This window comes from Brevundimonas sp., assembly GCF_023259385.1.
In the GTDB taxonomy this organism is placed as follows: Bacteria; Pseudomonadota; Alphaproteobacteria; order Caulobacterales; family Caulobacteraceae; genus Brevundimonas.
On record NZ_JAHFPF010000010.1, the window covers coordinates 1 to 11,955 of the forward strand.

Here is an 11,955-nt window from a genome sequence, read left to right on the forward strand (position 1 = left end):
TCCCGCCGCCTCGCCGCCCGCGCCGCGTCCCGCCGCCGCCCGACCGCCGGCGCGCCGTCCGGCCCAGCGTCCCGCCGCCGCCCGTGCGCCCGCTCCGGCCCCCGCCGAGCCCGCCGGCGAACGCCCCTACCAGCCCGCCGCTTCGGCTCCGGCTCCGGGCGGCTCGCAGCCCCGGCAGTCGGTGCAGTAGGACCGCGACCGCGACCGAAGCATGAAAAAGGGCCGCTCCCTCGCGGGGGCGGCCCTTCCTTAGCCGGCGCTCGGCCTCACCGGCGTTCGCAACAGACTGCGTGACCTGCGGTCGGTCTATCCGATGTCCTCGTTCAGCAGGCCGACTTCATTGAAGCCCGCGCCCTTCAACCCGTTCATCACGCCCATGAAGCGGTCGTAGGACACCTCGGGCTGGGCGCGCAGGAAGATGCGCTCGTCCCGGCAGGCGTCGCCCCGGCCCGTGGCGGCGCAGACGTCGGCGGCCAGGGTCGCCATCCGGGTCTGCTTGTCGCCGATCCAGAGGCCGCCGTCCTCGTGCACGCTGACATAGACCGGCTCGCGCGGCTGGCTTTCCATATCCGGTGGCGGCAGGTCCATCTTCAGCGACACCGTCGCCATCGGCGCCGCCACCATGAAGATGATCAGCAGCACCAGCATGATGTCCACGAACGGGGTGACGTTGATGTCCGCGTTCTGGTCGATCGTCGCGCCGCCGTTTCCGCCGGGGCCTGAAAGTCTCGCACCCATGGTTCAATCCTCCCTGTCAGTCCGCCGCGCCGTGCGGCGAACGGCCAAGCTCGCGCCCGGCGCCGGGCGGTTTCTGGGCGGGAAGGGGGCATGAAAAAGGGCCGCCTCCCGTCGGGAAGCGGCCCCTGATCGTTTGAACGGGCGTGAAGCCTATTCGATGTCTTCGTTCAGCAGGCCGACCTTGAAGAAGCCCTGGCCCTGCAGCGTGTTCATGACTTCCATGAACTGGTTGTACTTCACCTCGGCGTCGGCGCGGACGAACACGCGCTCTTCGCGGCAGTTCGGACCGCCCAGGGCGGCGCAAACGTCGGCGGGCAGGTTCGCGATCGAGGATTCCTTGTCCGCGATGTAGATGGCGCCGCTTTCCTGGATGGTGATGTACACCGGATCCTTCTGCTCGGTCGGGTTCACCGGCGGCTGCGCCGGCGGCAGGTCGAGGCGGATCGACACGGTGGCCATCGGGGCGGCGACCATGAAGATGATCAGTAGCACCAGCATGATGTCCACGAACGGCGTGACGTTGATGTCCGCGTTCTGTTCGATGGTGCCGGCCTTGCTGCCCGGTCCGGAAAGTTTGGCGCCCATAATCGGGTGTCTCCATCAGGCCCGGCGCTTGGCGCGGCGAGCGTCACTGAAAGCTTCGGTTCGTCTCTTGGCGTCCCTTAACCGGCTTGTAAAGCGGCTTCGGCCACCTTGGGGTTCCAGAGCGGCGGGTTTGCGCCGAATACCCCTGTCAGGCGAAACGATTCAGGCGGCTCAGCGCCCTTGCGCCAGCTTGAGGAAACGGTCTTTCAGCGCCGCGTCGGTCTTGAACACGCCGGTGAACCGGGTCGTCAGGGTCGAAACGTGGCGATGGTGCACGCCGCGGGTGGTCATGCACTGATGTTCCGCGTCGATCAGGATGGCCACGCCCTGCGGCGCCAGATTCGATTCGATGGCGTCGGCGATCTGGTTGGTCAGCACTTCCTGCGTCTGCAGGCGGCGCGAATAGATCTCCACGACCCGCGCCAGCTTGGAGATGCCGACCACCTTCTCGTTCGGGATGTAGGCGACGTAGGCCTTGCCGATGAAGGGGGCCATGTGGTGCTCGCAGTGGCTCTCCACCTCGATGTCGCGCAGCAGGACCATGTCGTCGTAGCCCTGCACGTCCTCGAACGTGCGGCCCAGCTCCTTGGCCGGATCGGCGTCATAGCCGTCGAACCATTCGCCGTAGGCGTCGACCACCCGTTTCGGCGTGTCGATCAGGCCCGGACGGTCGGGATCGTCGCCCGCCCACGCCAGCAGGGTGCGAACGGCCTTCAGGGCCTCTTCGCGGCTGGGGCGCTGGTCATTGTCGCCGACCAGAACGGGCTTGACGGGGGTAGAGCTCATGAGACGGTTCTCGAACGCGCGGCTTTGTAAGTCGCAAGGGACTGTTTATCAGCTTGGCGGCGTATATGGGACCGCCGGTCCGTGCCGCAAGAAAACTCTCCCGCAAAGACTTCCTCATGCCGCTGACGATTCACGACACCCTGCACCGCGAAAAGCGCGTGTTCACGCCGCGAGACGAGACCCGGGTGACGCTCTACGTCTGCGGTCCCACGGTCTATGACTTCGCCCATATCGGCAACGCGCGCCCGCCGGTGGTGTTCGACGTTCTGGTCCGCCTGCTGCGCCGCACCTACGGCGCCGACAAGGTGATCTACGCCCGCAACGTCACCGACGTGGACGACAAGATCAATCAGAAGGCCTTCAAGGAAGGCGTGCCGATCAGCGAGATCACGGCCCGCTACGAGGCCGCCTATCTGGAGGACATGGGCCGGCTGAACGTCAGCCCGCCCGACCTGGCCCCCCACGTCACCGACCACATGGACGCCATCGTCGCCCAGATCCAGGCGATCATCGACCACGGCTGCGCCTACGCCGCAGAGGGCCATGTGCTGTTCGACGTCTCGTCCTACGAGACCTACGGCAAGCTGTCGGGCCGCAATCTGGACGACATGATCGCCGGCGCCCGCGTCGAGGTCGCCCCCTACAAGAAGAACCCGCACGACTTCGTCCTGTGGAAGCCTTCCAAGGAGAACGAGCCGTCCTGGCCGTCCCCGTGGGGCGAGGGTCGTCCCGGCTGGCACATCGAGTGCTCGGCCATGATCGAGGCCAACCTTGGCCTGCCCATCGATATCCACGGCGGCGGCATCGACCTGGTCTTCCCGCACCATGAGAACGAGATCGCCCAGGGCGTCTGCGCCCACGGCCACGCCCACGGCGCGGACGCGCACGCCGAATACAGCCGCTACTGGATGCACAACGGCTTCCTGACGCTGGACGGCGAGAAGATGTCCAAGTCGCTGGGCAACATCCTGCTGCCCCACGCCCTGCTGGAGCGGCTGCCGGGCGAGGTGATCCGCTGGGCCCTGCTCTCGGCCCACTATCGTCAGCCGCTGGACTGGAACGAGGCCCTGCTGGAGCAGAGCCGCAAGTCGCTGGACCGCCTCTACGGCGCCCTGCACCGCGCCGCGGCGATCGAGGCCGGTCCCGACTGGCTGCCCGAGGACTTCCTCAAGGCCATCGAGGACGACCTGAACACGCCGGGCGCCTTCGCCGCCCTGTTCGCCCTGTCCAGCGAGATCGAGCGCGGCATGACGGCCGGCGACCACGAGGCCGTCTCGGCCGCCAAGGGAAAACTGCTGGCCGCCGCCGCCATTCTGGGCGTGCTCCAGAATGACCCTGCCGCATGGCTTGAAGGCGAGGTCTCCGACGATCTCCGTGTCGAGGTCGAAGCCCTGCTGGAACAGCGCGCCGCCGCGCGCGCCGCCAAGGACTGGCCCGAGGCCGACCGCATCCGCGACCGCCTGAACGCGCTGAACGTTGTGGTCATGGACGGCCCGACGGGGGCGACCTGGCGGGTGAAGGGGTAGGAAGAGCGTTCTCCCTCCCCGTCCGGGGAGGGAGATTCAATTCACGTAATCCGCTTCACGCTCACCGGATCGCTCGCCGGGAACGTCTCTTCCAGGCCCTCGTCGACCAGCGCCTCCTGCCGGCTGTTCGCCTCGCGCGTCTTTTCAGCCAGCTGGTCCGGCTTGCCGTCCTCGCGGGCCGCGCGCTTGGCGTGCGGGGTCTCGGGGTCGCAGTCTTCCTGCGCCTTGTTCAGATGCTCGGTTTGACCGGTCATGTCGGCGCTCCTCAGTTTTTCGGGTGATCTTCGTCGCCGTCCGGGCCGTAGCCCAGGTCGGCGATGTCGTCGTCGGACAGGGTTTTGGCCTCCCAATGGGCGGCGCTGGCCTGGGCTCCGCGCGCATTCTCCATCAGGCCGGAATAGACCAGCTCGACCTCGTCGACACCGCGCTGGCCTTGGCTCTCGCCGTCGATCTCGTTCAGCCGCTCGCCGTCCACGCCCAGCAGGGCGTCGGCCTCGGCCTCGATGCCCGAAGCGCCCAGCTCCTCGTCCAGGTCCTCCGGTTCGGCGTCCTCGTCGAAGTCGTCCCGGTCCGCGTCGCCGTCGGCCTGGGTGACATCGAGCACCTGATCCGCCTCGTCCAGCAGGAAGTCGCCGTCCCCCTCATCGTCGAGGTGGGTTTCGTCATAAACTTCAGACTGTTCCTGGTCGTCCTTGTAGTCGTCGAGTTCGGGCATCACGTCCTCCCTGTTCAGGGAAGACAACGCCACGGCTCAGGCGGCGTTCCAGCCACCCGCCACGACCCGGTCCAGCGCCGCCCGCATCCGGTCGATCACCTCGGGCCAGCCGTCCACCGCGCCGCGCACGAAGATCTTCACGTCGGGATAGAAGACGTAGTGGTCGGTGGTCATCAGGTGCCAGTCGTCCGGCGCCGCCACCATCCAGGTCCGGGCCCCGCTCGCGGCGGCGATATTGGTCCCGGCGATGCCCGGCCCCAGCACCACGTCGCAGGCCACCGAGAGGGCGGCCACGTCTTCCAGGTCGTCCTTCAGATTGATCGGCGGGGTCCAGATGAACACGCCCGCGGCCTCCGCCGCCGCCAGGTCCTCGGACACGTCGCCGCACTGCAGGTTGACCATCACGCAGCCCGGCGTGGTCAGGATCGGCTCCCAGCGCTGGAAGCCGGCGGCGAAGAAGGCCGCCCGCGCCCCGGTCATCACCAGGCTCTTCCAGTGCAGCCCGACCTTCAGCCCCTCGGGCAGCTTGGCCAGCTCGCCCCTCCAATAGGCGACCTTGTCGGGATCGGGCACGATGACCTGACCCGGTCCGGGGAAGCTCTCCAGCGTCGGGCGGTAGACGGCCATCAGGCTGGCGATCGGCACCCAGCAGTCCAGCTTCTGCTCCAGCTCCTCGGCGAAGGGCACGTAGCGGGTCAGGCGGCCTTCCAGCCGCACCGCCTTGTGGCCGCCGACGATCGCCCTGGGGAAGCCGCGCTGGAACAGGCCGACCATCCGCGCCTCGACGGCCAGATAAACCTGACCCTCCGGCCCCACGGCCTCGATGATGTCGTTCAGGCAGTTGGCGAAGACCAGTTCGTCGGCGATGCCCTGTTCGCCGACCACCAGCACCCGCTTGCCGCGGATGTCTTCGGTCTTGGGATCCCAGCGCGGGGCCTCGACGGCCACGTGCATGGCGTCGGGCAGGTTGGGGTCCAGACGCACCTCATAGGCCTCGAACGCCTCGGGGATGCGGGCCTCGCCCATCAGCATCAGGGCGCGCGCCATGTTCATCATGGCGACCTCGTAGCCGTTCTCGGCGCCGGGCAGGGCGGCTTCCATGTCCTCGATGGCGCCGGCCACGTCGCCCAGCGGGCGGCGGACGTTGGCGCGGTTGTAGCGCGCCTTGGCGAAGGTCGGGTCCAGCCGCAGCGCCTCCTCGAAGAAGGTCAGGGCCTCGTCCAGCCGTCCCTGGTCGTTCAGCACCGTGCCCAGGGTGTTCCACAGCACCGAACTGTCCGCCTCGATCTGGAGCAGCGGCCGCAGGGTCTCGATCGCATCGGCGTAGCGGTTCTGGTCGCGCATCACGCAGGCCAGGTTGTTGGTCGCCTCGATATGCCCGGGATTGGCCGCCAGGAATTTCAGCAGCAGCTTCTCGGAGATGTCGAGATAGCCCAGCCGCTGCGCCAGCCGGCCCAGGTCGTGGGCGATGTCGGTGTGGTCGGGCAGCAGCTGCAGCGCCGCCTCATAGGCGTGGATGGCCGGGCCGAACCGGTTCTGCTTCTCCTGGCAGATCGCCAGCACGTGCCAGGCCAGGCCGTTGGTCTCGTCCAGCTTCAGAGAGTCCAGCGCCCGCTGGGTGGCGCGATCGAAGTCGTTGACCCGGATCGCCGCCAGCGAAAGCTTCAGCAGTTCCAGCCCCTTGCGCTGGGCCTTCACCGACCGCACGCCCGCCAGCGACTTCGACAGCCGGCTGATGGCGGCGGGGGAGGCGGCGTCGCCCGCTATGCCCTGCGCGGCGGGGGCCGGGGCGTAGGCGGAGGTGTCGTCGAGGGCGGCGGCGGACATGAAGCGACTCGGGGGCGGAGCGGATAGGCAATATGACGATGTCGGCTCACAAGAGATGGTTAACCACGACTGTTTAGCCTGCGTTGGTTCCCGGTTTTCTAAACCGTATGTCCGGGACCCAAGGGGAAGCCGCCCAGATGCCGCTCAAGCTGTCGCTCAAGCCCGGCGAGAAATTCGTCCTGAACGGGGCCGTCGTCCAGAACGGCGACCGTCGCGGCGTCCTGATTCTGCAGAACAAGGCCAGCGTCCTTCGCGAGAAGGACATCATGCAGCTGGAGGACGTGAACTCCCCGGCCAAGCGGATCTATTTCCCCGTCATGATGATGTACCTGGACGAGGCCGCGGCTCCCAAGGTCTACGACGAATTCGCGCTGCGCCTGACCGAGTTCATGGGCGTCACGCGCAACCCCGATGTGCTCGCCGACTGCGTCTCGGCCTCGCGTCACGTCATGGCGCGCGAGTACTATAAGGCGCTGATGTCGGCCCGCAAACTGGTGGATTACGAGGAAGGTCTGGCGAATGTCGCTTCAGGCGTACAAGACCGCAGCCACGCGGGCTGAGACCCCGCGCGAGACCGAGTATCGGCTGTTCGGGCAGGTGACCCGGGCGCTGATGCACGCCTCGACCGTGGACGCCTCGGACATTTCGACCCGGATCGACGCGCTCGACTGGAACCGTCGCCTGTGGTCGACCCTGGCCACGGACTGCTCCAATCCGGACAACGCCATGGACATGGGCCTGCGCGCCCAGATCATCTCGATCAGCCTGTTCGTCGGCCGTCACTCCTCCGCGATCATGCGCGGCGAGGATGATTTCGAAGCCCTGATCGACATCAACAAGATGATCATGCAGGGCCTCGCCCCCGCCCCGGCCCAGGCGGCCTGAGTTCATATCTCCCTCCCCCTTGTGGGGAGGGATGTCGATGCACAGCGAGGACAGGGTGGGGGACCGTGCGGCCGCCTGTCCGTGCGGCTGTTCCCCACCCGTCACGCTTCGCGGTCCACCCTCCCCATGAGGGGAGGGAGAGCTTCTCTCTTCCTGCCTCGCCGCCCCCGGCCAATTCTGCCGACCGGCAGCGCGCGCACGCCTTCCCTTCCAGCAATATCAACAGCTTGGCCCGGCCCGGTCCTTGCGTGGGCGTGCGCGAACCAGAACCGGTTCTAAGGCCAGAAGGCCTTTCACAACCGACCAGAATGGAAGGAACTACCCGATGGTTATGTCGGTCAACACGAACGTGGGCGCGCAAGTCGCGCTCCAGAACCTGAACGCGACCAACGCCCAACTGGCGACCACGCAAAACCGGATCAACACCGGCAAGAGCGTGGCCAACGCCAAGGATAACGGCTCCATCTGGGCGATCGCCCAGGGACAACGGGCCGATATCGGGGCGCTGAACGCGGTGAAACAGTCGCTCGATCGCGGTGTCGCCGCTGTCGACGTGGCTCTGGCGGCGGGCGAGACGGTCTCTGACCTCTTGCTGCAGATGAAGGAGAAGGCTCTCGCGGCGACTGATGCGTCGCTCAAGACTGCGGCACGCGCCGCTCTGAACGAGGACTTCAAGGCCCTGCGCGACCAGATCGCCTCGGTGACCAGCAACGCTGACTTCAATGGGATCAACCTGCTGAAGACCGGCGCGACCGGTTTCTCGGCACTGGCCAACGCGCAAGGCACGGCGACCCTGACGGTCGGCGCTGAAGTCATGGCTCTGGGCAGCACGACCGTCACGGTCGCGACGACGCAATCGATCGACACCCTGACCAAGGCGAACGCGTCCCTCGCGGTCGTGTCCGCCTCCATCGACAAGGTTTCGGGCGCCCTGGCGCGTCTGGGCACCAAGTCGAAGGCTCTCACCACTCACGTGACGTTCGTCGGCAAGCTGTCGGACGCTCTCGAAGCGGGTGTGGGCAATCTGGTCGACGCCGATCTGGCGAAGGAAAGCGCCAAGCTCCAGGCCCTGCAGACGAAGCAGCAACTGGGGGTTCAAGCGCTCTCGATCGCCAACCAGACGCCGCAACTGGTGCTTTCCCTGTTCCAGGGCTGATCACGGCAGGTTCTCGCAGGCGCCGGAGAGGGAGATCTCTCCGGCGTCTCGCGCGTCAGGTTCCGGATTTCGTTCTAGCTGAACAGGCCGGTCAGCCAGTGCCAGGCCTGCGGGCCCAGTCCCGTCAGCCAGTGCCAGACCGGCAACAGGAAGGGCGACACCCACTCCCAGGCCAGCCACACCACGATGCCGCCTACGCACAGCAGGGCGATGGCGCACCAGGCGATCAGGATGGCCAGGCCGTCGCGCTGCACCAGGCCGAAGCCGAAGGCGACGATAATCAGGGACGGCACCAGGTTTCCCCCCGGAATGGGCAGGACCAGGATGGTGCACAGCAGGATGCAGGCGACGCCGATCAGGACCTCCGACACCTCGCTGGTCATGATCGACAGCCGCGGGCGCGACCACCGCTCGACCTTGCGCAGCGGCGTCATCACCTTGGCGATGGCGGTGCGGTAGCCTTCGCGGTCGATGCTGCTCTTCAGCGCCCAGCGCGGCAGCCACAGCTGATCGCGGCGGATGACCAGCTGAAAGGCGATCAGCAGGATCGGCGCGCCCAGGATGGTGGTCGATCCGGGCACCGCGCCGATCACGGCGCTGACCAGGCCCAGGAACAGCATGAGGGCGCCGAAGCCGCGCTCGCCGAACGCATTGACCAGTTCCCCGAGGTACAGCTTCGGGTCGTCCTTGGCGCCGATGTCCTCGATCACCTGCGAGAAGGGGCGTGTGTCGGCCTGATAGTCGTAGTCGGGCATCGGCGACGGGCGATCCGGAGGGGTGATGAACCGATCTAGGCGGGAACCCGCGCCGGCGCCACTTAACAAACCTCCATCCGGTCGGCTTGGTGGCCGGATGTTGGGAACCCGTCCCGAACCGTGGCCGTTTCGGGTCATCGGGATGTACCCGATGGGAGGATTTTCATGCGTTTCATGATTGCGTCGGCCGCGCTCGCGGCCCTGACCCTGGCGGCCTGTAGCCAGGGAAGCGACACGACGGAAGGCGAGAAGGCGGGCCAGGCCAGCACTGTGGCGCCCTCGGCCTCGATGGACGGCCCCAAACCCGGTCTGTGGCGGGTGACGACGGCCATGGCCGGCATGCCCGGCGGCGCCGCGATGGCTCCGGTCGAGACCTGCATCACCTCCTCGACCTTCGAGGCGCCCGGCGGCGCGTCGGCGACGCCCGGCGCGACCTGCACCACCCAGCCCTTCCGGCGGGACGGCGACGCCATGGTCTCCAGCACGGTCTGCGAGATGCAGGGCGGCATGAAGTCGGAATCGGCCATCCGGGTCTCGGGCGACTTCTCCAGCCGCTACACGATGGAGGTGAAGAGCAAGACGACCGGCGCGCCGGCCCCGATGCCGGAAACCACCATGACGATGACGGCCGAACGCCTCGGCGACTGTCCGGCGGCCTAGTCCGGACGAAAGTCTGCGACGACGGCGGTTCCGCGGGGCGGAGCCGCCGTTTCGCTGTCTAGGGCTTCACGTGCTCGGGCTTCCCCTTGCGCTTGGTGTGCGCGAATTCCTCAAGCTGTTTCTCGGTCATCGACAGCATCGATTTCGACGCGCCCTTCAGCTTCGACCTGGGCGTCTCGCCACGCTTGGCGGACAGGGCGGCCCCGGCGGCCTTCTGCTGGGCGGCGGACTTGGCGGGCATGAGCGGGCTCCTTTCGGACAGGGAGCAACCCGAAGATGAAGCGTGAGTTCCCGGCTAAAGGCGCATCGCGAGCCATTCACTCGCGAAGTAGCGCCGCTCATTGAAAGTTAGCTGAGCATCTTCTTGCAGAGCTGCCTCAGCAAGAGCGGGAAGGTCGGCACAGAAAGCTTCATACATCGCCCAGATTACCGCGGCCCCTGGGACGCGTTCATCACGTCTGGTTTGGTGAGCAAGCCAGTCGCGGGTTTCATCGGAAGCTCGTCTGGGGTCGCAGTTGTGGGCTCGAATATCTTGACCCGCGATGTCAGATAGGGCGCGTTGATATCGAAAGGGTTCCCGATCGAAGATCGTGCAGACTTTCCGTCCAACCCATCCCTCGCCGAAGCGCCGTGCACCAAGATAAACGCCGAGCTCAAAAGGCATGTTGAAACGCGGCAACCCGTCATCCAGCTCCATGTATGAGATGTCGTGGATGCCCAGTTGGCAGTCACGAACAAGATCGGAAATCTTGTCCATTCTAACTTGGCCTGCGTCGTCGAGTTCGCGCGCGCATCGTGGGGCAAAACCACATGCCTGAACGGAGAAGACGATTGCATTGAAGACCGGCCGCCGGTCGTCGCTGAATGGCGCATTGATGAAGACGGATTTGCGATAGCCGTTAGGGGCGCGCGCCAAATCGTCGACCCTACTTCTTCTTGCTTAGTTCAGCCGCCAGTTTGCCTTCGCGGACGCGCGCAGGAGGGGCGAACTCCACGACACGAAAGCCTTTACCGGTCGTTGTCTGTCCGATCGGAGCCGTGAAGCGGCCCGTTGCGGCGCTGCGCTTCACCCATCCCGAGTAATGTCCAGCGGACTTGGTCATAACTTTAAGGTAGCACTGAATGGCTGAATGAGAAGGCCTACCCCAGCAACTCCCGCCCGATCAGGAAGCGGCGAATCTCATTCGTCCCCGCGCCGATGTCGTACAGCTTGGCGTCGCGGACCAGCCGCTCGACCGGCCACTCCTTGGTGTAGCCGGCGCCGCCCAGGGCCTGCACCGCCTCCAGCGACACCTTCACCGCGTTCTCGCTGGCCAGCAGGATCGCGCCTGCCGCGTCATAGCGGGTCGTCTTGCCCTGATCGCAGGCGCGGGCCACGGCGTAGACGTAGGTGCGGGCGCTGTTCAGGGCCACGTACATGTCGGCCACCTTGGCCTGCATCAGCTGGAACGAGCCGATGGCCTTGCCGAACTGCTTGCGCTCGCGGACGTAGGGCAGGACCACGTCCAGCGCCGCCTGCATGATGCCCAGCGGGCCACCCGACAGGACGGTGCGCTCATAGTCTAGGCCGCTCATCAGCACCCCGGCGCCGCCGCCGACCGGACCCATGACGTTCTCTTCCGGGACTTCGCAGTCCTCGAACACCAGTTCGGCGGTGTCCGAGCCGCGCATGCCCATCTTGTCCAGCTTCTTGGAGACGCTGAAACCCTTCATTCCCTTCTCGATCAGGAAGGTGGTGACGCCGCCGTTGCCGTCGCCCGTGCGGGCATAGACGACCAGGGTGTCGGCGGTCGGGGAGTTGGTGATCCAGAACTTGGTCCCGTTCAGGATGTAGCGGTCGCCCTTCTTGTCGGCGCGGGTGCGCATCGACATGACGTCCGAGCCCGATCCGGCCTCCGACATGGCCAGCGACCCCAGGTGCTCGCCCGAGATCAGCTTGGGCAGGTACTTCGCCTTCTGCTCGGGCGTGCCCCAGCGGCGAATCTGGTTGACGCACAGGTTAGAGTGGGCGCCGTAGCTCAGGCCGATCGAGGCCGAGGCGCGCGACACCTCCTCCATCGCCACCACATGCTCGAGATAGCCCAGGCCCAGGCCGCCGTACTCTTCCTCGACGGTGATGCCGTGCAGGCCCAGCTCGCCCATCTCGGGCCACAGGTCGCGGGCGAACTCGTTCTTCTCGTCGATCTCGGCGGCGCGCGGCGCCAGGCGGTCAGCGGCCCAGCGGGCGGTGGTGTCACGGATCGCGTCGGCGTTTTCGCCGAGGCCGAATTCCATGGATTGGGGCGCGAAGGGAATGCTCATGGCGCGGGCGTAGCACTGCCC

16 protein-coding genes are annotated in these 11,955 nt (G+C 66.6%); 6 read left to right on the plus strand and 10 right to left on the minus strand.

All coding sequences use genetic code 11. The features are described from left to right. Positions 1 to 190, plus strand: a 190-nt coding sequence (locus Q0C81_RS01270) for a hypothetical protein (RefSeq protein WP_291832451.1), incomplete at its 5' end; no start/stop codon positions are given. A gap of 116 nt (positions 191 to 306) precedes the next feature. On the opposite strand, the gene Q0C81_RS01275 is transcribed toward Q0C81_RS01270, so the two are convergent. The 3 genes from Q0C81_RS01275 to folE form a co-directional block, all read right to left on the minus strand. Beyond that, positions 307 to 738, minus strand: coding sequence for a biopolymer transporter ExbD (locus Q0C81_RS01275; RefSeq protein WP_291832453.1), 432 nt, complete (start codon positions 736 to 738; stop codon positions 307 to 309). A 150-nt stretch (positions 739 to 888) separates the two neighbouring features. After that, entirely contained in the window at positions 889 to 1,323 is a 435-nt protein-coding gene (locus tag Q0C81_RS01280; RefSeq protein ID WP_291832454.1) for a biopolymer transporter ExbD, read from the minus strand. Positions 1,324 to 1,494: 171 nt separating this feature from the next. After that, positions 1,495 to 2,109 carry a GTP cyclohydrolase I FolE gene (gene folE / locus Q0C81_RS01285; protein ID WP_291832455.1) on the minus strand — a complete coding sequence of 205 codons (615 nt, stop codon included), beginning with the start codon at positions 2,107 to 2,109 and terminating at the stop codon, positions 1,495 to 1,497. Between the two features lie 116 nt (positions 2,110 to 2,225). Here folE and cysS point away from each other — a divergent pair, with 116 nt between their 5' ends. Further along, positions 2,226 to 3,635, plus strand: coding sequence for a cysteine--tRNA ligase (gene cysS, locus Q0C81_RS01290; RefSeq protein ID WP_291832458.1), 1,410 nt, complete (start codon positions 2,226 to 2,228; stop codon positions 3,633 to 3,635). Positions 3,636 to 3,676: 41 nt separating this feature from the next. Here the strand turns inward: cysS and Q0C81_RS01295 are convergent, their stop codons facing one another. From Q0C81_RS01295 to Q0C81_RS01305, 3 genes are read right to left on the minus strand one after another with little or no spacing between them, the layout of a single operon-like run. Further along, the gene (locus Q0C81_RS01295) at positions 3,677 to 3,889 is read right to left on the minus strand and encodes a hypothetical protein (RefSeq protein ID WP_291832460.1); all 213 of its coding nucleotides are present in this window, start codon (positions 3,887 to 3,889) and stop codon (positions 3,677 to 3,679) included. An 11-nt stretch (positions 3,890 to 3,900) separates the two neighbouring features. Then, a complete protein-coding gene (locus tag Q0C81_RS01300) occupies positions 3,901 to 4,350 on the minus strand; it encodes a hypothetical protein (RefSeq protein ID WP_291832461.1) in 450 nt (149 codons plus the stop codon). Positions 4,351 to 4,386: 36 nt separating this feature from the next. Continuing rightward, the gene (locus Q0C81_RS01305; protein ID WP_291832463.1) at positions 4,387 to 6,177 is read right to left on the minus strand and encodes a tetratricopeptide repeat protein; all 1,791 of its coding nucleotides are present in this window, start codon (positions 6,175 to 6,177) and stop codon (positions 4,387 to 4,389) included. 137 nt (positions 6,178 to 6,314) lie between these two features. Here Q0C81_RS01305 and flbT point away from each other — a divergent pair, with 137 nt between their 5' ends. The 3 genes from flbT (at position 6,315) to Q0C81_RS01320 (ending at position 8,218) form a co-directional block, all read left to right on the plus strand. After that, entirely contained in the window at positions 6,315 to 6,737 is a 423-nt protein-coding gene (gene flbT, locus Q0C81_RS01310) for a flagellar biosynthesis repressor FlbT (RefSeq protein ID WP_291832511.1), read from the plus strand. Beyond that, positions 6,697 to 7,062 (plus strand): flagellar biosynthesis regulator FlaF, encoded by a 366-nt coding sequence (gene flaF / locus Q0C81_RS01315; protein ID WP_291832465.1) that lies wholly within the window; start codon positions 6,697 to 6,699, stop codon positions 7,060 to 7,062. Before flbT ends, flaF begins: the two co-directional genes overlap by 41 nt. A gap of 325 nt (positions 7,063 to 7,387) precedes the next feature. Continuing rightward, on the plus strand, positions 7,388 to 8,218 hold the full coding sequence (locus Q0C81_RS01320) for a flagellin (protein ID WP_291832514.1): 831 nt from the start codon (positions 7,388 to 7,390) through the stop codon (positions 8,216 to 8,218). A gap of 74 nt (positions 8,219 to 8,292) precedes the next feature. On the opposite strand, the gene Q0C81_RS01325 is transcribed toward Q0C81_RS01320, so the two are convergent. Next, complete coding sequence (locus Q0C81_RS01325; protein ID WP_291832467.1) at positions 8,293 to 8,973, minus strand: exopolysaccharide biosynthesis protein; 681 nt, start codon at positions 8,971 to 8,973, stop codon at positions 8,293 to 8,295. Between the two features lie 165 nt (positions 8,974 to 9,138). On the opposite strand from Q0C81_RS01325, the gene Q0C81_RS01330 reads away from it, so the two are divergent. Then, positions 9,139 to 9,633, plus strand: coding sequence for a DUF3617 family protein (locus tag Q0C81_RS01330; RefSeq protein ID WP_291832469.1), 495 nt, complete (start codon positions 9,139 to 9,141; stop codon positions 9,631 to 9,633). Between the two features lie 58 nt (positions 9,634 to 9,691). Here Q0C81_RS01330 and Q0C81_RS01335 read toward each other — a convergent pair whose 3' ends face one another. From Q0C81_RS01335 to Q0C81_RS01345, 3 genes are all read right to left on the minus strand, one after another. Then, the gene (locus Q0C81_RS01335; RefSeq protein WP_291832471.1) at positions 9,692 to 9,874 is read right to left on the minus strand and encodes a DUF3008 family protein; all 183 of its coding nucleotides are present in this window, start codon (positions 9,872 to 9,874) and stop codon (positions 9,692 to 9,694) included. Positions 9,875 to 9,928: 54 nt separating this feature from the next. After that, positions 9,929 to 10,549: a hypothetical protein gene (locus Q0C81_RS01340; protein ID WP_291832473.1), complete on the minus strand. Its 621-nt coding sequence runs from the start codon at positions 10,547 to 10,549 to the stop codon at positions 9,929 to 9,931. A 224-nt stretch (positions 10,550 to 10,773) separates the two neighbouring features. Further along, the gene (locus Q0C81_RS01345; protein ID WP_291832475.1) at positions 10,774 to 11,934 is read right to left on the minus strand and encodes an isovaleryl-CoA dehydrogenase; all 1,161 of its coding nucleotides are present in this window, start codon (positions 11,932 to 11,934) and stop codon (positions 10,774 to 10,776) included. Positions 11,935 to 11,955 lie beyond the last annotated feature (21 nt).

What these genes read in the sequence shown, in the direction of transcription:
- Q0C81_RS01275 (WP_291832453.1), bottom strand. Translation starts at nt 738, where the DNA reads ATGGGTGCGAGACTTTCAGGCCCCGGCGGAAACGGCGGCGCGACGATC.
- Q0C81_RS01280 (WP_291832454.1), bottom strand. Translation starts at nt 1,323, where the DNA reads ATGGGCGCCAAACTTTCCGGACCGGGCAGCAAGGCCGGCACCATCGAA.
- folE (WP_291832455.1), bottom strand. Translation starts at nt 2,109, where the DNA reads ATGAGCTCTACCCCCGTCAAGCCCGTTCTGGTCGGCGACAATGACCAG.
- cysS (WP_291832458.1), top strand. Translation starts at nt 2,226, where the DNA reads ATGCCGCTGACGATTCACGACACCCTGCACCGCGAAAAGCGCGTGTTC.
- Q0C81_RS01295 (WP_291832460.1), bottom strand. Translation starts at nt 3,889, where the DNA reads ATGACCGGTCAAACCGAGCATCTGAACAAGGCGCAGGAAGACTGCGAC.
- Q0C81_RS01300 (WP_291832461.1), bottom strand. Translation starts at nt 4,350, where the DNA reads ATGCCCGAACTCGACGACTACAAGGACGACCAGGAACAGTCTGAAGTT.
- Q0C81_RS01305 (WP_291832463.1), bottom strand. Translation starts at nt 6,177, where the DNA reads ATGTCCGCCGCCGCCCTCGACGACACCTCCGCCTACGCCCCGGCCCCC.
- flbT (WP_291832511.1), top strand. Translation starts at nt 6,315, where the DNA reads ATGCCGCTCAAGCTGTCGCTCAAGCCCGGCGAGAAATTCGTCCTGAAC.
- flaF (WP_291832465.1), top strand. Translation starts at nt 6,697, where the DNA reads ATGTCGCTTCAGGCGTACAAGACCGCAGCCACGCGGGCTGAGACCCCG.
- Q0C81_RS01320 (WP_291832514.1), top strand. Translation starts at nt 7,388, where the DNA reads ATGGTTATGTCGGTCAACACGAACGTGGGCGCGCAAGTCGCGCTCCAG.
- Q0C81_RS01325 (WP_291832467.1), bottom strand. Translation starts at nt 8,973, where the DNA reads ATGCCCGACTACGACTATCAGGCCGACACACGCCCCTTCTCGCAGGTG.
- Q0C81_RS01330 (WP_291832469.1), top strand. Translation starts at nt 9,139, where the DNA reads ATGCGTTTCATGATTGCGTCGGCCGCGCTCGCGGCCCTGACCCTGGCG.
- Q0C81_RS01335 (WP_291832471.1), bottom strand. Translation starts at nt 9,874, where the DNA reads ATGCCCGCCAAGTCCGCCGCCCAGCAGAAGGCCGCCGGGGCCGCCCTG.
- Q0C81_RS01345 (WP_291832475.1), bottom strand. Translation starts at nt 11,934, where the DNA reads ATGAGCATTCCCTTCGCGCCCCAATCCATGGAATTCGGCCTCGGCGAA.